Consider the following 18934-nt stretch of genomic DNA (forward strand, 5'->3'; position numbering starts at 1 on the left):
CGCCCTATTTCAGTCCCAGCACATCCTGCATATCGTAGAGTCCAGAAGTTCGGCCTGAAAGCCATAGTGCCGCCTTCAATGCGCCCCTTGCAAAGGTATCCCTGCTGGATGCCTTGTGCGTAATTTCTATTCTCTCTCCCAGTCCTCCGAATAATACTGTATGCTCCCCAACAATGTCTCCGGCCCTTACTGTCTGAATGCCTATTTCCTTTTTCGTTCTCTCGCCGATTAATCCCTTTCTTGCATAGACAGCCACATTGTCGAGGTCTCTGTTGACTGCATCTGCAATCACCTGTGCCATCTTCATGGCTGTACCGCTCGGAGCATCCTTCTTAAGCCTATGGTGAGCCTCTACTATTTCAATGTCATAGTCATCACCGAGCACCCTTGCAATATCCTGCAAAACTTTGAGAAGAAGATTAACGCCAACGCTCATATTCGGGGCAAGAACTATGGGGGTATCTTTTGAAAATTCTTTTATCGGTTCCAACTCTTCTTTTGAGAATCCTGTTGTGCCGATTACCATTGCCTTTTTTCTTTCAGCGGCTAACTTTGCATGCTGCAGCGTTGAATTTATGGATGTGAAGTCAATGATGACATCACAGGTGTCGATAACATCTTCGAGCTTGTCTGTCAATTTTACGTTTGTTTCACCGATTCCTACAATCGGGCCAATGTCTTTGCCTATTGCGTCATGTCCTTTTCTCTCGGTTGCTCCCACAAGCTTTAAATCATGATAATCCTTTGAAAGGGCAGCAATCCTGCTCCCCATCCTTCCTGTCGCGCCTGTCACAATAATCCTTGTCATGTAAATCCTCCTTTTGGGGCATAAGGGGGACGTTGTCCCCCTTATGAAATCCCCCTTTTTATAATTAACTTACTCGTTATTGGTCTTTTGCACTGTTTTTCTCTTTCTCTTCTTTTTCCGCTGCTTCTTCTCCCGGAACTTTATACTCCTCAGATGCCCATTTCCCTAAATCGATCAGCTTGCATCTTTCTGAACAGAAGGGCCTCCACGGATTTTCCTCCCATGTTGTCTTCTTTTTACAAACAGGACACGTTATCTGCATTACTCCAACACTCCATTACTCCATTTTATCTTATCTTTTATCCCCTCTGTGGCATGTATTTTACCATCTTTGTCAACTATAACGCCGTCAAATCCCAACCTCTTTAGAACATCCATTCCCTTTTGATGGCCGAGGATAAATATGCCTGTGGCAAAGGCATCTGTAAATGCAGCATCCCTTGTTATTATTGTTACGCTCTGGCAGCCATAAGCAGGATAGCCTGTCTTTGGATTGAGAAGATGATGATACCTTTTCCCATCCTTTATAAAAAATCTCTGGTAATCACCTGATGTGGATATTGCCATATCCGAAAGACCGATGGCAGCAATGATTTCATCCTTGTCGCTTTTCTGTCTCGGGTTTTGTATTCCAACATTCCACAGCCCGTTATCCGATCCTGTCGGCGGTCTTTTCCCGAACACCTTTATATCTCCTGCGATAGCCACAATGCCTGATTTTATCCTGTTCTTTCTAAGCACCTCTACTGCCTTGTCCGCTGCATAGCCTTTTATAATGCCGCCTAAGTCTATCTGCATTCCTTTTGTTTTGAGAAAGACCTTGGATTTTTCCTTATCCACAATTACATTCTTGTATCCCACGAGTTTAAGTTTTTCTTTAATTAATTTTTCATTAGGCAGCACCTTATTTTGGAAGTCCCACAGACGTACTACAGGGCCGACTGTAATATCAAATGCGCCTTCCGTATTTTCCGATACATAAAGCGCCTTATCTATTATCTCCAATGTCTCTGGAGATACCTTTACAGGTTTGTCGCCAGCGTTTCTATTAATCATGGATACTTCGCTGTCTTCAGAATAAAAATTTAAAAGCCTTGCAAGCCTGTCCAGTTCGTTAAATGCCCTGTCAATTGCTGTTTTTGCCTTTTCTTCGGAGTCTGAAGATACCGTAATCGAGACAATAGTGTACATAGAAGTGCGGGTCTCTTTGTAGAGCTTTTCCTGAGCAGGGGTGCAGGAAGATAAGATAAACAAAAGGCAATAGGCGATAGGCAATAGGCGATGTGAAATAACTGAATAACCATTTATCCCTGTTCCAAAAATATTATTTTTTTTGTCTTTTGTCTTTTGCCTATTGCCCATTGCCTAAATTATCTTCTTTGCCAGATACCTTCCAGTATACGATTCTTTGTTTTTTGCCACATCTTCCGGTGTTCCGGCTGCCACTATTCTTCCGCCTTCTTCCCCGCCTTCAGGCCCGAGGTCGATAATGTAATCGGCAGACTTAATTATATCGAGGTCATGCTCGATTACTATAACACTGTTGCCCATGTCAACGAGTCTATTTATAACATTGAGAAGCCTCTGAATGTCAACAAAGTGCAGCCCTGTTGTGGGCTCATCGAGGATGTACAGGGTATTGCCCGTGGCCTTCTTGCCCAATTCCTTGGAGAGCCTTAATCTCTGCGCCTCTCCCCCTGAAAGGGTTGTTGCAGGCTGGCCTAATTTGAGATATCCCATTCCCATGTCTTCTAAAATATCGAGGCGCTGCTTGAGAGGAGGGATGGCCGAAAAGAACTCAAGCGCCTCTGATATTGTCATTTCAAGGATGTCTGATATGTTTTTTTCTTTGTAATAAATGTCGAGAGTTTCTTTGTTATATCTTTTGCCTTTACACACATCGCATGTCACATATACATCGGGCAGGAAATGCATCTCTATTTTTTTCAATCCATCTCCCTGACATGCCTCGCATCTTCCGCCGGTCACATTAAAGCTGAACCTCGAAGGTTTGTATCCCCTTATCCTCGAATCAGGCAGTTGGGAAAAAAGGTCCCTTATAATTGTAAGTATTCCTGTGTATGTAGCCGGGTTTGACCGTGGAGTCCTTCCCAATGGAGACTGGTCAATGCATATCACTTTATCGATCTTTTCCATGCCCTCAATTTTTTTATATTTACCTGGAATCAGGCTGCTGTTGTAGATATGCCTTGACATTGCCTTATATAGAATCTCAAAAATCAATGTGCTTTTGCCCGATCCCGAAACGCCTGTCACGCACACAAATACTCCGATGGGGATTGAGACATTGATATTTTTCAGATTGAATTCAGATGCTCCCGTTATCTTCAAGAACTCTCTTGGTCTGCGCCGCTTTTCAGGTATAGGTATTGCGAGCTGTCCGCCAAGATATTTCCCTGTGATTGACGACCCGTCTTTTATTATATCGACAGGCGAGCCTGTCGATATAATCCATCCGCCGTTTTTGCCAGCGCCTGGTCCCATATCTATAACATGGTCTGCATTTCTTATGATCTCTTCGTCATGCTCAACAATGATTACCGTATTTCCGGCGTCCCTAATGGAAGAAAGGCTTTTAAGGAGTTTTGCACAGTCCCTCGGATGCAGGCCGATGCTCGGCTCATCGAGCACATAAAGGACTCCCGTGAGAGATGAGCCTATCTGTGTTGCCAGCCTTATTCTCTGGGCCTCTCCGCCTGAGAGTGTGAGGGAAGGCCTGTCAAGAGTTAAATAACCCAAACCAACCCTGTCGAGGAATGAGAGCCTGTCCTTCACCTCTTTAAGAACCCTTCTTGAGATTACCGTTTCCCTTTCAGAGAGTTTTAGACCATGCACAAAGGCTTTTGCATCTTTAACTGACATGCCGGCAAATTCGCCAATGCTCGTATTATTAAGCTTTATGCTTAATGCTTCTTTTCTCAGTCTCATGCCGTTACATCCCTTGCATGCTGCTAAATGAGTGAATTCCTCCTCATCCACAACTCCAAACTCGGGACTCTCAACTTCAAACTCGTCGCTTATACCTTCAAATCCAGTACCGTTGCACCGCGGACATGCACCGTATTTGCTGTTAAAGGAAAAAAGCATTGGCTCGATTTCCGGATAACTTATTCCGCACTTAGGACAGGCGAGGGTTCTGCTGAATGGAATGTCCCTGTTTTCATCTATGAGATTGATTATGACCGTATCTGCATATCTCAGGGATGTGTCTATGGCCTGCCTTATCTGCCTTTCTATGGAGTGCTTTATTATAAATCTGTCTATTACTATCTCTATGGTATGCCTCTGCTGCTTTTTAAGGGAAATGTCCTGCGTCAGATCCACCATCTTGCCGTCGATCCTTGCCCTGACAAAACCGTCCATCCTCATCTGCTGCAGCTCTCTTTTGTATTCGCCTTTCCTTTCCCTTACAATTGGAGCAAGCACCTGAACCCTTGTTCCTGATGGTAATGAGAGTATTGCCCTTATGATATTGTGCAGGTCCTGCGTTGTGATAACCGAACCGCATTGATAACAGTACGGGATGCCTATCCTCGTATAAAGCACCCTCATGTAATCATATATTTCTGTGATGGTTCCGACAGTAGAACGGGGGCTTCTGGTAACAGTCTTCTGGTCAATGGCAATGGCAGGAGAGAGTCCTTCGATATAATCAACTTCAGGCTTCTGCATCTGCTCAAGGAACTGCCGTGCATATGCAGAAAGACTCTCAACATATCTCCTCTGTCCCTCTGCATAGATGGTATCCATGGCGAGGGACGACTTTCCAGAGCCGGAGGGGCCTGTAATGACAGTTATCTTGTCCCTCGGGATTGTTACATCTATGTTTTTGAGATTGTGTTCTCTTGCGCCTTTTATGATTATATATTCCTGCATTGTTCTATGTTTTTATTAAGGTTAACTTTTATTATAACTTAAATTAAGCCATTCTAATCTTCGAGTTATATGTCAGGTGCGGCGATAAGACTTTAAACTTCGCACTTGTAAAGACATTTATCTTGTATCCGTCATCTACTACATTGGATGCTTGTTGGATGATGCGATTATAATCTTTAGTATGCACTGGATCTGTCACTTTTTAAAGTCTTTGAGCCGTGCCTGACATATAAAATCGCTTAACTTAGGTATAACTTAACTATGCAGGAAACTTTTATTTCTCTGTTTCCAGTGATTTCAACTCAGCAGTAACCTTTCCTATAGGCACTTCGGTTTCGACTTTGAGCGGTATTTTCATATCATCGTCAGAGAGCCAGACAGATATATCTCCTTTGTTCTCAAACAGGCCCTCTGATTTAAGTCTGGGCTTTACCACTACTGCATCCAGCTCTTTTTCATCGGACATTACTATTTTGTCTTTTCTCAGTACCTCGACTTCAGCCTTGTAAAATTTATTGCTGTCGAAGATATTGATATAGACGGTTTCACCTATATTGAGTTTCTGCGTCCGCAAATAATAAAAGCCGGACATTACATCCCACAAATTCTCAGCATTAATAGTATGCTCGTCCTTTGTTCCTTTAATGTGGTTTATATGAGTGATCTTTTTGTTTGTTGCATCAAAGAATGTTTCCTTGTTACCCCTTTTCCTTCCCTCGCGCTGCTTTATCTTGAAAAAAGACGGAGTGCCGTTTATTACCTGACTCTCTGCATAATCCTCCACTTTATAAAATGCAGAGATTAATGGTGCTGAATGAACCTGCGAGGTTATTTTCACATTGCCGTTGTCATTTACAGCCTCAAGGACTGCCTTTCCAACATAGATGCCGAGCCAGTAAATGTCGAAATAGAGTTTTTCCCTTGCGGATTTTAGTATCTGAACAGTATCCTGAGTTTTAGGTGGCTCTATTGGCTTTTCGCTTACAGGCAGGCTCGCCAAAGGCCTGTCGGCTGTTTGTTGGAATTCGTCCTTATCATCCTGAGCCTGTCTGTCGACAGGAAGGACTTCTGAAGGCTGTTCCGTCCTGTTTATATCTTCTTCTGTTTCTGGAGGAGTTTCTTGTTTTTGAGGTGTGTTGTCAGGCTGAACAGGAGGCGGTTCTTTAATTAATTTACTCAAGTTAGGTTTTTCAGGGGACTCTGATACGATTTTTGCATAGAATGGTTTTGTTGAAAACAGTTCTTTAAAACTAAATAGATATATTCCTGAAATGCCAGCAATAACTACAAGATGCAGTATTAAGGAGAAAACAACTGCAATTATTAATGAGAGCGTACTCTTTTTGATTACTCCCATAAACGTATTATACCTGAAAACAAGAAGCCTCCAGAATATATTTCTGGAGGCTTGTCGGTAACTGTAGAAGCAAAAATGTTTAGAACAGTCCCTTCACCTTTCCTGTTTTGGTATCCACATCGATCCTTCGGAAAGCAGGATCGGAACTCGTTCCGGGCATGAGGCTTATTGTTCCTGCCACTGGGCAGAGGAACTTTGCTCCCGAGTAAATCAGAACATCCCTTATGGGCAGGGTCCAGCCTTTAGGAACTCCCTTGACAGCAGGGTCGTGGGAAAGGCTCAGATGCGTTTTTACCATCACTGTTGCGTAGTCTGCATACTTGGGATCATCTTCGAGCATCTTTGCCTTTGCTTCAGCCTCGGGTGTCCATGAGACGCCGTCTGCGCCGTACACTTCTTTTGCGATGATAGCTACGCGGTCGCGCAGTTTCATCTCCAGCGGATAGAGGAACTTGAAGTCATTCTTGTCGTTACAGGCGTCAATGACGGCATCTGCCAGTTCCAGCGCTCCCTCGCCGCCCTTGAGCCAGTGCTGCGATTCAGCGCAGCGGGCTCCTACCGCTTCCGCGGCTTTTTTGATAACCGCCACTTCCGCATCCGTATCGGTGTAGAAACGGTTGACGCAGACCACAGGGTTGATGCCGGACTTGCGGATGATATTTATCATATGAACCATATTGGCGCAGCCTTTTTCGACAAGGGCAATATTCTCTTTGGTGTACTCTTCGGGCAGGGCTTTTCCCGGCACGACTTTTGGCCCGCCGCCGTGCATTTTCAAGGCGCGCACGGTGGTGGTCAGCACCGACACATGGGGTTTCAGTCCGCTGAGGCGGCACTTGACGTTCCAGAACTTTTCGAAACCGATGTCCGCTGCAAAGCCGGACTCCGTAACATGATAATCAAAGAGCTTCAGTCCGATCCTGTCGGCAATAATGGATGATTGCCCTATAGCTATATTCGCAAACGGCCCGGCATGCACAAAGCATGGATTGTATTCGGCCGTGCACATAAGGGTTGGGTTAATGGTATTACGCATGAAGGCAGCCATTGCGTTGCCGACTTCAAGATCTCCTGTTGTGACTGGTTTATGGTTTTTGTCAAAGGCAACTGTGATGTTGTTCAGGCGCTTTTTCAGGTCAGCAAGGTCATTGGCTACTGAAAGGATTGCCATGCACTCAGATCCGACTGCGATACCGAACTTTGACTGCATCATGTAGCCGTCCTGTTTGCCGCCGATGCCAATGATGATATTGCGGAGGCTCTGGGCGCAGAAGTCCATTACCCATCCCATCTCCACGCGGGTGGGGTCTATATCAAGACGCCTCATCCTGGTGAGCCGTTGCAACTGCTCGTCATTATAATTGCGCTCATGCTGCATGCGGGCGGTGAGGGCGACCATAGCAAGGTTGTGGGCGTTCATGATGTCGTTGATGTCGCCGGTGAGCCCAAGTGAAAGTTCGGTCATAGGGATCAGCAGGGAGTTACCGCCGCCTGCTGCGGTGCCTTTCACGTTCATTGTGGGACCGCTTGAAGGCTGGCGCAGAGCGCCTCCCACGTTAACGCCCCTCTTGCCGAGGCCTTCCATCAGGCCGCAAGAGGTGGTGGTTTTGCCTTCGCCCAGAGGTGTCGGCGTGATTGCCGTAACCTCTATGTATTTGCCGTCAGGCTTGTCCTTAAGACGCTCGATAACCTTTAGAAAGTCAATTTTGGAGAGGCGGCCCATAGGCAGTATCTCATCTTTCTGCAGTCCTAATCTTTCGCGCCACTCCTCAGGTGTAGGCATGTTCTTTTCAGCTTCTTCTGAAATCTGCCAGTCAGCTAACTTCGTTGCATCATACGGCATAAAATACTCCTCCTTTTTATTAATAATTAACAAGAACTTTTATGAACTTCTCATTCATGCGTCTTACATTGAGCCCTGCAATTATAGCAATATTTTTGATTATCTTCAATATTATAAAAGGCTCCTTTCTTTCCATCTCCTCGAAGTATTCCTTTGGAATCAAAAATAGTTCAGAGGGTTCTACAGTTCTGGCATTGGATGCATGGTTTGTCTTTTCAAGGAGTGCAATCTCACCCATAAAATGGCCTGTGTTTAATATCACAAGGGGCTGCCTCCAGCCATCCGGCGTTGACTTGGATATCTCCACCTTTCCGCTTTTTATCATGTATATGCCCTTGCATGGTTCGTCTTCCTTAAACACGTGGTCATCCTTTTGGAATCGCACCAATGATACAAATGGAATGACTTTTTCTATTTCAGAGTCCGCAAGGCCTTTAAAAAGGGCCTGTATTTTCAGTTCGTTTTTCATGTCCGACATTATTTTCCCTCCTTTACCGGTTCGATTTTTACTGCCGTTACTTTATATTCGGGTGTCTTCGAATAATCGAGTGCCTTCTCGTTGGTGAGGACATTTACAGCAGCCTCTGCATAATGCATTGGAATAAAGACCTCTCCCTGATTGACCCGTTCTGTAACCCTTGCCTTTAAGGTAATGCTTCCCCTTCTCGATGAAACCATGACCGAGTCATTATCCTTTATTTTAAGTCTTGATGCATCATCGGTATTCATCTCTATATATGCATCTCCTGCATGTTTCTCGATGGTTTTAACCCTCCTTGTCATTGAGCCGAAATGGTACTGGAAGAGGTTTCTCCCTGTAGTGAGGATAAATGGATATTCTTTATCAGCCTTTTCAACAGGAGGCTCGAAGGAAACAGGCGTAAATGAGACCCGTCCTCTCGGAAACCCGCCTTTATATAAAAACTCCGTGCCCGGATGATTTTTTGTGGGACAGGGCCACTGGATGCCCTGTTTTCTAATCCTCGAATATGTTATTCCTTCAAGGGCGGGCCAGAGGCTTCCAAGCTCCTCAAATACCTCTTCCATAGAATTGAAGTTCATCGCATACCCCATGCGTCTTGAAAGCTCAGAGATTATCCATGAATCCTCTCTCGCTTCACCAGGTGGTCTCAATGCCTTTCTCACCCTCTGAACCCTTCTTTCGGTATTTATGAATGTCCCGTCCTTTTCTGCAAAACATACAGCAGGCAGAACAACATGGGCAAGCTTACCCGTCTCTGTAAGGAATATGTCCTGAACCATAAGAAAATCGAGCTTCTTGAAGCCCTCCATGGTATGTCCCACATTGGGATCGCCTAAAACAGGATTTTCACCCATGACATAAACTGCCTTGATTTTGCCTTCAACAGCCTTTTCCGTAATCTCGGGTGCTGTAAGACCTATCTTTGGAGAAAGGGACACTGCCCATGCAGATTCGAACTTTTTCTGTATATCAGGCACATCAACCCTCTGATAGCCCGGATACACATTGGGAAGACAGCCTGCATCGCATGCTCCCTGCACGTTATTCTGTCCCCTTAAAGGATTGATGCCTGTAAATTCCCTGCCTATATTGCCTGTTAAAAGGGCGAGATTTACTATGGCATTTACATTTGCCGTACCGTGCGAGTGCTGTGTAATCCCCATGGTATAATATATGGACGCCTTTCTTGAACTGCCGTATGTTATGGCTGCCTTGATAATATCCTCTTTTGGAACGCCTGTAAGTTTTTCTCCGACCTCTGGAGTAAAATCTTCGAGGGATTTTTTCCATTCATCAAAACCCCTTGTGTACTCATTTATAAACCCTTCGTTGTGGAGTCCTTCTTTAATGATCACATGGGCCATGCTGTTCAAAAGGGCAATGTCTGTACCCGGCTTCTGTCTGAGCCATACATATGCAAATTTGCACATAGCCACTTTTCTCGGATCAGCTACTATGATCTTTGCACCGTTCCTGTATGCCTTTATCATCATATTGGCTATAACAGGGTGAGATTCCTTTGTGTTTGAGCCGGTTACAAAGATGACTTCGTTCCCCTCTATTTCTCTTATAGAGTTTGTCATTGCCCCCGAGCCGAATATGGTGGCCAGACTGGCCACAGTCGGGGCGTGTCAGAGGCGGGCGCAGTGGTCTACATTATTTGTTCCTATTACTGCCCTCATGAATTTCTGGAAGATATAGTTTTCCTCTGTTGTGCATCTGGCAGATGATAGTCCTGCTATGGAATCAGGTCCGTAAGCCTCTTTTATTTCTCTCAGTTTTTTAACCGCATAATCGAGGGCCTCATCCCATGATGCAGGCTGGAGTTCTCCATTCCGCCTGATAAGTGGTGTTTTTAACCTGTCAGGGCTTGATACGAACTCATATGCAAACCTTCCTTTAACACAGAGCAGTCCTTTATTTACGACACTGTCTTCCTTTGAAGTTACACGGACTATCTCATTATCTTTTATATGAAGGGTAATATTACAGCCAACGCCGCAGTATGGGCAGGTAGTGTCCACCTCTCTTATCTTCCAGTATCTACCCTTGCCAATCCATTCCTTTCCCACAAGCGCGCCTGTTGGGCATACCATCACGCACTGGCCGCAGAACTCGCAGTTGAGATCTTTTTCAAAGGGAGGACAAACCTTTGTTGTAAATCCTTTGTATGCAAAATCTATAGCTCCCACGCCCTGAACCTCATCGCATATCTTTACGCATCTTCCGCAAAGGATGCATTTCTCCATATCGCGCTCAATAAAAGGATTGCCGTCCTTCTTTGTATAAATTCTCCTTTCTCCGCTGAATATGGGTTTCCTTATGTCGTATTTGTAAGCCAGTTCCTGCAATTCGCACTCTCCTGTCTTCTGGCATACCATGCAGTCGTAAGGGTGATCGCTGAGGATCAGGTCTATTATATCCCTCCTTATATTTTCTATATAAGGTGAGTTTGTAATAACCTCCATGCCTTCTTCCGCCAGAGTTGTACACGATGTCAGAGGCAGTCCATTTACTTCAACGAGGCAAACCCTGCATGCCCCTGAATTAGTGATTTTCGGATGATAACAGAGGGCAGGGATCTCTATGCCTATCTGCTTTGCAGCCTGAAGAATAGTCGTGCCTTCAGGAATCTCTACGGGAATAGCATTTATTCTGAGCTTTATGAGTTTTCTGACTTCTGTCTCCAATTTGTTACTCCTTCTTAATCGCCTTAAACTTGCATACCTTAAAACATGCGCCGCACTTTATGCATAAATCAGGGTCTATTTTATGCGGTTTCTTAACCTCTCCTGTTATTGCTCCCACAGGACACTTCTTTTTGCAGAGGGTGCATCCCTTGCATAACTCTTCCATTATAGTAAAAGTTATGAGTGCTGTGCAGACCCCGGCAGGACATTTTTTATCCCTTATGTGCGCTATGTATTCATCCCTGAAATGGCTCAGGCCTGTTATAAAAGGATTTGGAGCTGTCCTTCCGAGACCGCAGAGGGACGACGATGTCATCAATGAACTCAATCTCTCCAGAGTTTCTAAATCCGAATCCTCTCCTTTTCCTTCTGTTATCTTTGTCAATAATTCAAGCATCCTCTTTGTGCCGATCCTGCACGGCGTGCACTTTCCGCAGGATTCCCGCTGGAGGAATTCTATGAAAAACTTTGTGACGGATACGATGCAGTCATCCTCGTCAAAAACAACCATTCCGCCAGAGCCAACAATGCTTCCAACCTTTGACAGGCTTTCGTAATCAAGACCCATGTCTATCATTGATACTGGAATAAGGCCTCCGGAAGGCCCTCCTACCTGCACTGCCTTGAGCGCCTTATCTCCTTCTACGCCTCCGCCGATGCCATAAACTATGTCCCTCAGGGACATTCCCATAGGGATCTCCACAAGACCTGTATTCTTCACCTTTCCCGAAAGGGTGAATACCTTTGTCCCCTTGCTCTCTTTTGTCCCGATGGATGAATACCATTTTGCACCCTTGCCGATTATTATCGGTATATTTGAGAGTGTCTCGGCATTGTTGATTACAGTGGGCTTTCCCCATAAACCTTTCTGTGCAGGGAAGGGAGGCCTGAACCTCGGCATTGCCCTTTTGCCCTCTATGGATTCCATTAATGCGGTCTCTTCTCCGCAGATGAATGCCTCTGTCCCGAAGCTGAAATCTATGTCGAAGCTAAAACCGGAATTGAAGATATTCTTACCGATAAACCCCTTCTCCCTTGCCTGAGAAATGGCAGTATGCAGCCTTTCGACAGATATATGGTATCGTTCCCTGATATATATATAGCCCTTTTCTGCTCCTATAGCGTACCCACCGATTAAAAGCCCTTCGATTATTGCATGGGGATTGCCTTCTGCCAATGGCCTGTTAACCTCACCAACATTGCAGATTATATATTTAGGATTTTCGTGCTGGTTTTTGCATATCTCCCATTTTCTGCCTGTGAGGAAGCCGCTTCCGCCCCTGCCCCTGAGTCCTGACATAATTACCTTTTTTATCACATCATCCCGGGACATCTGTGTAATGGCCTTTTTTGCAGCCTTATAGCCGTTCATATTCAGATAATCCTCTATGTTTTCAGGGTCTATTTCTCCGCAGGGACCGAGGACAATCTTGTACTGCTTATTGTGGAAGGACTCATAATCCTCTTTTGTGAGCCACTCGGATACAGGCTCTCCATTGACAATATGCTCACTTACAATCCTTTCGACCATTATGGGCTTGACCGACTGGTAGGTTGTTTTTTCCCCGTTAATAACCACATCCACAAGCACATCCTTTGAGCAGAAGCCTCTGCAGCCGACCTTCTTGTAACCGCATCTCTTGCTTATCTGCGCCTCTATGCCGTTTTCATGGATGAACTGTTTAAAGGCACGTAAAACATCTGCTCCTCCGGATGCCCTTCCGGAAGTGCCCATGCATACCTTTATTTCTATGGATGAGTTTTTCATAGACTAATATTCAAAACCTGTATATTCACCCTCTTTTTCATAACCCTTTAACAGCTTGGAAACCCTCTCCATGTCCATGTCTCCATAAACCTGATCATTTAAAATTACTACAGGGGCAATACTGCATGCACCGATGCATGTAGCCTTCTGGACAGTAAAAGATAGATTCTGCGTAGTATCTTCATCATCCTTGAGCGACAGGATGCCTTTAACTTCCCCAAGGATTTTATCGCTGCCCTTTATATGACATGCTGCGCCGCAGCAAACAGTGATCGTGTTTTTGCCAGTGGGCTTCAGGCGGAATTTTGGATAAAAGGTTATAACCCCGTAGAACTTGCTGGCAGGAATGTCCAGTTTGTTCGAAAACCAGTTGACGGCGTCTTCAGGCACATACCCATATGCATCCTGAATCTTCTGTAAAAGGTATATCAGATTGCCTTCATTCTTTTTGTAATCGCTCAGAATCTTTTTTAAGACCTTATCCATAGATAATTAATATAACAATAATGTCTGAATTATTCCAATAAAACAATGCGTATATTAAAATTTTTAATTTTATTATACAAGATGCTATAGTTAATAGGATAGAATTAATTATTGAATTTAAGAGGTTATGATAATGCGTAAAGGCATAAAAATTCTTGCTGTTTTAGTTTTCATTTCAGCAGCAGCAATACTTTTACTTAAAATTTCAAAGGGTGTTGATGTAAAAACAGCAACCGTGCAGCGCCAGCCCTTTTTGATTACTGTTACTGCCATATCCACAGGGACTATCAAGGCAGAGACAGAGGCGAGGATAAGCTCTCAGCGGACAGGAAGGATAACAAAGCTCTTGTTTGATGAAGGCACTTTTGTTGACAATAAAAAAGTTATTGCCGAGCTTGATTCTGAAGAGGAATACCTGAACCTTAGGCTCGCAGAAGCCACTCTGCAAAAGGCAAAGGCCATATTGTCAGAGGCCGATAAGAGGTTAAAGAGGGCAAAGGAATTAATCAAGGCAGAGTATATATCGGAAGCAGAGCTCGATTTAGCAGAAAAGGAGCATGCAGTTGCAGATGCCTCGGTTAAAGAGGCCGAGAATTCCCTCGCAATAGCAAAATTAAATTACAGTTACTCATTCATAAGGTCTCCTATAGATGGTGTTGTCACTGCAAGGTTTGTGGAACTGGGAGATACTATCGTAAAGGGCAACATCATGGGGACGGTTGTGTCCATAGATTCCCTCTATGTGGAGGGGTTTATAGACGAGGCTGATATATCAAGGGTATCCATTGGCAAAGAGGTTAACATAACAATGGATGCCTATCAGGACAGGGTTTTTAAAGGCGTGGTCTACAGGGTCTCTCCTGTTGTTACAGGAGGCAAACAGGAGACGAGGACATTTGAGGTAAGGGCGAGGCTGAAAGAGATGCCGCCTGCCATAAAACCCGGCATGTCTGCTGAGGTGGAAGTAATTGTCGACAAGGCGGACAATGCCCTCATTATCCCGTCACAGGCTGTAATCGAAAGGAATGGGAACTCATTTGTATATGTTGTAAAGAATTCAAAGGCAAGACTCGTTCAAATTAAGACATGGCGCTCCAACTGGACGTATACAGAGGTCTTGTCAGGGATAAGCGAGGGCGATGAGGTGATAATAAACCCTGATACGCCAAAGCTTAGGGATGGGGCAAGGGTTAAAAGGAAGTAATGGTCATACTGGATGATATTAAAAAAAGCTATATCCTGCATGGCAGAGTAGTGGAAGTTTTAAAGGGCATAACCCTTGAGATAAAAGAAGGTGAATTCCTCTCCATAATGGGGCCTTCTGGTTCGGGAAAATCAACGCTTTTAAATCTCATAGGATGCCTTGACAGGCCAACATCAGGTAAATACCTCCTTGACGGCATAGACATAAACACCCTGTCTGACAATGAACTGGCAGAGATAAGAAATAGAAAGATAGGGTTTGTCTTTCAGGCTTTTAACCTCATACCACGACTCTCTGCGATTAAGAATGTGGTGCTGCCGTTACTTTACAGCGGAATGCCTTCAGAAGAAAGGAATAGAATGTCATTTGATCTCTTGCAGAAGGTCGGCTTATCCCATCGTGCAAACCACCTGCCGAGCGAGCTTTCTGGTGGAGAGCAGCAGAGGGTCTCCATAGCGCGAGCCCTGATAAATAATCCTTCACTGATACTTGCCGACGAACCCACAGGAAACCTCGATTCAAAAACAGGGCAGGAGATAATGGATATATTCAAATCTATACATAAAGAGGGAGCTACCATAATAATGGTAACACACGAGAAATCCATCTCGGAGCACGCAGAGAGGATAATCACAATAAAAGACGGGGTATGCTTCAGTGGATGTTATTGAGACAATAAGTGTTGCGAAGGATTCGTTGTTTGTAAACAAGATACGATCCGCCCTCACAATGATAGGGATAATAATCGGAGTCGGGGCAGTTATCCTGCTCGTATCCATCGGAGAAGGGGCAAGAAGGGAGATATACAAGGAGTTGGGAGAGCTCGGCTCAAATATACTCATCGTTGTGCCTGGAAAGACATCGAAAGAGGGCGGCATGCACATGGGGACATCCGTTGTCAGAAAGATCACCTATGATGAGGCAAGGTTTATTGAGAAAAGGGCAAAAAACATAATTCATGCTGTTCCTGTAGTCCTGGGCACATCGTGGATAAAATACAAGGGGAAAAGCAGGGATACGTATATTGTAGGAGTTACAGATCCCTATTTCGACATAAGAAACCTGAAAATCGAAATCGGAAGGGGAATCAATGCCTCGGATGTGGATTCGAGACAAAAGGTATGCGTCCTTGGAAGGACAGTGAAAAAGGAGGTAATAGGTGACGCAAATCCCCTCGGAGCAGTGGTTTCCATAGGCGATACAAAATACCGGGTCATAGGGATCATGGCGCCAAAGGGCATGGCCCTTGGGTTTGATATAGATGATGTGGTATTTATCCCGACAACATCGGCTCTGGAATTGTTTGATACAGACAGATTATTCAATATTACGGTGAAAGTGAGAAATGCAGAGCTCATAGATGAGGCGAAAAAAGAGATCAGGGGGATATTGATAAGGAGGCATGCCAATAAAGAGGATTTTACTATTCTCAGCCAGGATGAAATGATAGCTGTCATGGGAAAGATCCTTAACATAATGACGGCAGTCCTTGCAGGAATAGCCACCATATCGCTTATTGTGGGTGGAATAGGGATCATGAATATAATGCTGGTCTCTGTCAAAGAGAGGACAAGGGAGATAGGCATAAGAAAAGCCGTTGGCGCAAAGAACAGGGACATCTTATTGCAGTTCCTTGCCGAGTCGGTAATCCTCAGCGTCATAGGAGGAGTTGGAGGAATTATCCTCGGGATAGCATTATCTGTGGGACTCCATTACTTTTTTGATTTTCTGCCCACACATATAACATGGTGGTCTGTTGTTATTGCATTTTTATTTTCCGGCATGATAGGCGTTTTCTTTGGTGTTTATCCTGCAAAAAAGGCAGCCCTTTACGACCCGATTGTGGCATTGAGGTATGAATAAAGATGAGTCAGGAGTCAAGAGTCAGGAGTCAGAAAATAGAGGACAGAAGACAGAATATTAATGAACTTTTGTGCAACAAGGCTGAAGAACTCATTAAGTCAGGCACTGACGGAATATCAACAGCCTGTCAATTGGCGGATATTGTTGATAATGTTCTCATTTCAGTATATAACTCTGAACTCGGAACTCTGAACTCGGAACTCGATTTGGCCCTCGTTGCTGTCGGAGGTTATGGACGCAGGGAGGTCGCACCTTATTCGGATATCGATATTATGCTCCTCGCAAAAAAAAAGGATACTCTCAGCACGGAAACGGCACAGTCTGTCCTGTATCGCCTCTGGGATATGGGGCTGAATATAAGCCACTGTTTCAGGACGCTGAACGAATGCATAGAAGACGCAATGAACGACTTGCAGACGCGCACATCATTGATCGAATCGAGATTCCTTGCAGGGAACCAGTCCCTCTTTGATGAATTCAGACGGGATGTTTACCAGAAACTATTATTTAAAAGGAAAAGGGAATTTGTAGGAGATATACTCAGGGAAATAGAAAGAAGACATAGGGAATACGGCGATTCCGTGTATCTCCTTGAGCCAAATGTGAAAGAGGGAAGGGGAGGTCTCAGGGATATTCATTCCATGTCATGGCTTTTAAAGACAGGATTGTCGATGACCCATGGGCGGATAAACGAAATTGAGGGGCTGAGGGAAATATTATCCGAGAGCGATTATAACCACTTCATAAAGGCCTATGATTTTATTTTAAAGACAAGGCTTTGCCTGCATTATATCTCGAGGAGGAGAAACGATATTTTATCCTTCGAATTTCAGGACGAAACAGCAAAGAATGTGGGACTTAAGGATACAAAGCGTTTCCTCTCATCAGAAATACTCATGCGGCTTTATTATAAAAAGGCGAAAAACATAATGGATGTCCTCTTAAAAGTTGTCGATATCTGCAGCCGTCAATATGTAGATTTCCCTATCCCTGTGGGTATCAAGAAAATAACGGATGATTTTTATATCTCGAAAAATGAGATTATTGTAAAAGACAAAGGTCTATTTAGAAATACGGACAGGATCCTTGAGGCATTCCATATTTATTCCATAACCGGAAGGAAGTTCAGTCCTCAGGTTAGAGATGCCATCAGGAGCAGATTCCTTTTCATCAATAAAAAGACACGGTCATCCAGAAGGGCAATAATGCTTTTTCTGGAAATACTGAAAGGCAACAGGGTATATGAGACATTAAGGGAAATGCATGATACCGGCATCCTCGACAGGTTCATCCCCGAATTCGGCAGATTGAGGCATCTCGTTATACAGGAACCCTACCACAGATACACGGTGGACGAGCATACCCTCATCGCCATAAGAAATCTCGAAATGTTGAAGAATACACGTCATAAGAAATTGCAGTACCTTGTCGATATTCTAAAAAATGTGAAACAGGAGACGCTGTTTCTATCCATACTCCTTCACGACATCGGCAAGGGCACTCCTGAGAAACATCATGAAGATTATGGATACAGGATACTTAAAGGCGTCATGGAGAGATTTAATATAGAACATAACGACAGGCAGAAAATAGAATTCCTTGTGAAAAACCACATCGTGTTATCAAAGCTTGCCCTGATGCGTGACATCGACGCCCCGGAAACCGTCACGCAACTCGCAGAGATTGTGGAAAACAAAGACAATCTCGATGCATTATACCTTATGACCTATGCAGACATGACAGCCGTCAGTCCCGATTTCTGGACAGAATGGAAGGCATACCTCTTTCACGATATATACAACAGGACAAGGGCACATCTCATGGGGATTACAGGACAATACCTCGATATACCGGACGGGAAGATTAAAGAGTTTGTTAAGAATATGCCTGATAGATATTTGATTTCCAATACCCTTGATGCAATAAATACCGACTACCAGATGGCAATAATGCCGTCTGATAAAAGACCGCTGGTCTCCATTTCAGAAAGGCAAGACGGTACAGCGGAATTCACAATAGTAACTGACGATATGCCTGGCCTTTTTTCGAAAATAGTTGGCGTACTTGGATTCAGGGGAATGAATATACTCCGTGCAAGGCTTTATACGGGAAAGGATGGCCTCGTGATAGATAAGATACTGGTATCCAACTGGAGGGATATGTGGTGGCAGGGAATGGAAGAACAGATAAAGGAGGACATGAAAAGGGCAATGCTTCAGGGACTTGGTGAAACTCCACTTATTCACCCATTCGCCTATTTACCCATTCACCGATTCACGCCTTTTATCGAAATTGACAATGAAACATCCGGGGAATATACAATACTCGAGTTGTTTTCCCATGACAGGCTTGGATTGTTGTATGATATATCAACACGGCTTTACGCACATGGTATTGATATCGTGTCCGCGGTCATTAATACAGAGGACAGGGTAGCAAGGGATGTGTTTTATCTGCAGCATGGGGGAGGCAAACTTAACGCAGGGTCTGTAATGAATGTCCTGAATTCGATTCAGGCCGTTATTTTATAGCAA

At 44.3% G+C, this 18934-nt stretch carries 14 protein-coding genes; 4 read left to right on the top strand and 10 right to left on the bottom strand.

Going from position 1 to position 18934, the window contains the following annotated elements:
* Nucleotides 1-4: 4 nt before the first annotated feature.
* The 10 genes from dapB to V7L97_RS02685 all read right to left on the bottom strand — a co-directional run bounded on the left by dapB (nt 5) and on the right by V7L97_RS02685 (nt 13333).
* On the bottom strand, nt 5-808 hold the full coding sequence (dapB, locus tag V7L97_RS02640; protein ID WP_333653202.1) for a 4-hydroxy-tetrahydrodipicolinate reductase: 804 nt from the start codon (nt 806-808) through the stop codon (nt 5-7).
* A 76-nt stretch (nt 809-884) separates the two neighbouring features.
* Nucleotides 885-1070 carry a DNA gyrase inhibitor YacG gene (locus tag V7L97_RS02645; RefSeq protein WP_333653204.1) on the bottom strand — a complete coding sequence of 62 codons (186 nt, stop codon included), beginning with the start codon at nt 1068-1070 and terminating at the stop codon, nt 885-887.
* Nucleotides 1070-1999, bottom strand: a complete 930-nt coding sequence (locus tag V7L97_RS02650) for an FAD:protein FMN transferase (RefSeq protein ID WP_333653206.1) — start codon at nt 1997-1999, stop codon at nt 1070-1072. Before V7L97_RS02650 ends, V7L97_RS02645 begins: the two co-directional genes overlap by 1 nt.
* Before the next feature lie 174 nt (nt 2000-2173).
* Nucleotides 2174-4705, bottom strand: a complete 2532-nt coding sequence (uvrA, locus tag V7L97_RS02655) for an excinuclease ABC subunit UvrA (RefSeq protein ID WP_333653208.1) — start codon at nt 4703-4705, stop codon at nt 2174-2176.
* Between the two features lie 274 nt (nt 4706-4979).
* Nucleotides 4980-6062 carry a DUF3108 domain-containing protein gene (locus V7L97_RS02660; RefSeq protein WP_333653210.1) on the bottom strand — a complete coding sequence of 361 codons (1083 nt, stop codon included), beginning with the start codon at nt 6060-6062 and terminating at the stop codon, nt 4980-4982.
* A 79-nt stretch (nt 6063-6141) separates the two neighbouring features.
* Nucleotides 6142-7905: a formate--tetrahydrofolate ligase gene (locus tag V7L97_RS02665; protein WP_442891731.1), complete on the bottom strand. Its 1764-nt coding sequence runs from the start codon at nt 7903-7905 to the stop codon at nt 6142-6144.
* 19 nt (nt 7906-7924) lie between these two features.
* Nucleotides 7925-8383, bottom strand: a complete 459-nt coding sequence (locus V7L97_RS02670; RefSeq protein WP_333653214.1) for a cyclic nucleotide-binding domain-containing protein — start codon at nt 8381-8383, stop codon at nt 7925-7927.
* Nucleotides 8383-11079: a formate dehydrogenase subunit alpha gene (fdhF, locus tag V7L97_RS02675; RefSeq protein WP_442891730.1), complete on the bottom strand. Its 2697-nt coding sequence runs from the start codon at nt 11077-11079 to the stop codon at nt 8383-8385. Before fdhF ends, V7L97_RS02670 begins: the two co-directional genes overlap by 1 nt.
* Nucleotides 11080-11083: 4 nt before the next feature.
* Entirely contained in the window at nt 11084-12847 is a 1764-nt protein-coding gene (locus V7L97_RS02680) for an NADH-ubiquinone oxidoreductase-F iron-sulfur binding region domain-containing protein (protein ID WP_333653216.1), read from the bottom strand.
* A gap of 3 nt (nt 12848-12850) precedes the next feature.
* Nucleotides 12851-13333, bottom strand: a complete 483-nt coding sequence (locus V7L97_RS02685) for an NADH-quinone oxidoreductase subunit NuoE family protein (protein WP_333653217.1) — start codon at nt 13331-13333, stop codon at nt 12851-12853.
* Nucleotides 13334-13466: 133 nt separating this feature from the next.
* Here V7L97_RS02685 and V7L97_RS02690 point away from each other — a divergent pair, with 133 nt between their 5' ends.
* Genes V7L97_RS02690 through glnD form a run of 4 tightly spaced genes read left to right on the top strand, consistent with a single transcriptional unit; the run spans nt 13467 to nt 18931 of the window.
* On the top strand, nt 13467-14537 hold the full coding sequence (locus tag V7L97_RS02690) for an efflux RND transporter periplasmic adaptor subunit (RefSeq protein ID WP_333653218.1): 1071 nt from the start codon (nt 13467-13469) through the stop codon (nt 14535-14537).
* The gene (locus V7L97_RS02695; RefSeq protein WP_333653219.1) at nt 14537-15208 is read left to right on the top strand and encodes an ABC transporter ATP-binding protein; all 672 of its coding nucleotides are present in this window, start codon (nt 14537-14539) and stop codon (nt 15206-15208) included. The genes V7L97_RS02690 and V7L97_RS02695 overlap by 1 nt, the downstream gene beginning before the upstream one ends.
* Complete coding sequence (locus tag V7L97_RS02700; protein ID WP_333653221.1) at nt 15195-16400, top strand: ABC transporter permease; 1206 nt, start codon at nt 15195-15197, stop codon at nt 16398-16400. Before V7L97_RS02695 ends, V7L97_RS02700 begins: the two co-directional genes overlap by 14 nt.
* 2 nt (nt 16401-16402) lie before the next feature.
* Nucleotides 16403-18931, top strand: coding sequence for a [protein-PII] uridylyltransferase (gene glnD / locus V7L97_RS02705; RefSeq protein WP_333653222.1), 2529 nt, complete (start codon nt 16403-16405; stop codon nt 18929-18931).
* The last annotated feature ends 3 nt before the right edge of the window (nt 18932-18934 follow it).

It is taken from the genome of Dissulfurispira sp. (genome assembly GCF_036745535.1).
GTDB lineage: Bacteria > Nitrospirota > Thermodesulfovibrionia > Thermodesulfovibrionales > Dissulfurispiraceae > Dissulfurispira.

Bases quoted from the DNA above. Each gene is read 5' to 3' on its own strand.
- dapB (WP_333653202.1), bottom strand. From the start codon at position 808: ATGACAAGGATTATTGTGACAGGCGCGACAGGAAGGATGGGGAGCAGG.
- V7L97_RS02645 (WP_333653204.1), bottom strand. From the start codon at position 1,070: ATGCAGATAACGTGTCCTGTTTGTAAAAAGAAGACAACATGGGAGGAA.
- V7L97_RS02650 (WP_333653206.1), bottom strand. From the start codon at position 1,999: ATGTACACTATTGTCTCGATTACGGTATCTTCAGACTCCGAAGAAAAG.
- uvrA (WP_333653208.1), bottom strand. From the start codon at position 4,705: ATGCAGGAATATATAATCATAAAAGGCGCAAGAGAACACAATCTCAAA.
- V7L97_RS02660 (WP_333653210.1), bottom strand. From the start codon at position 6,062: ATGGGAGTAATCAAAAAGAGTACGCTCTCATTAATAATTGCAGTTGTT.
- V7L97_RS02665 (WP_442891731.1), bottom strand. From the start codon at position 7,905: ATGCCGTATGATGCAACGAAGTTAGCTGACTGGCAGATTTCAGAAGAA.
- V7L97_RS02670 (WP_333653214.1), bottom strand. From the start codon at position 8,383: ATGTCGGACATGAAAAACGAACTGAAAATACAGGCCCTTTTTAAAGGC.
- V7L97_RS02680 (WP_333653216.1), bottom strand. From the start codon at position 12,847: ATGAAAAACTCATCCATAGAAATAAAGGTATGCATGGGCACTTCCGGA.
- V7L97_RS02685 (WP_333653217.1), bottom strand. From the start codon at position 13,333: ATGGATAAGGTCTTAAAAAAGATTCTGAGCGATTACAAAAAGAATGAA.
- V7L97_RS02690 (WP_333653218.1), top strand. From the start codon at position 13,467: ATGCGTAAAGGCATAAAAATTCTTGCTGTTTTAGTTTTCATTTCAGCA.
- V7L97_RS02695 (WP_333653219.1), top strand. From the start codon at position 14,537: ATGGTCATACTGGATGATATTAAAAAAAGCTATATCCTGCATGGCAGA.
- glnD (WP_333653222.1), top strand. From the start codon at position 16,403: ATGAGTCAGGAGTCAAGAGTCAGGAGTCAGAAAATAGAGGACAGAAGA.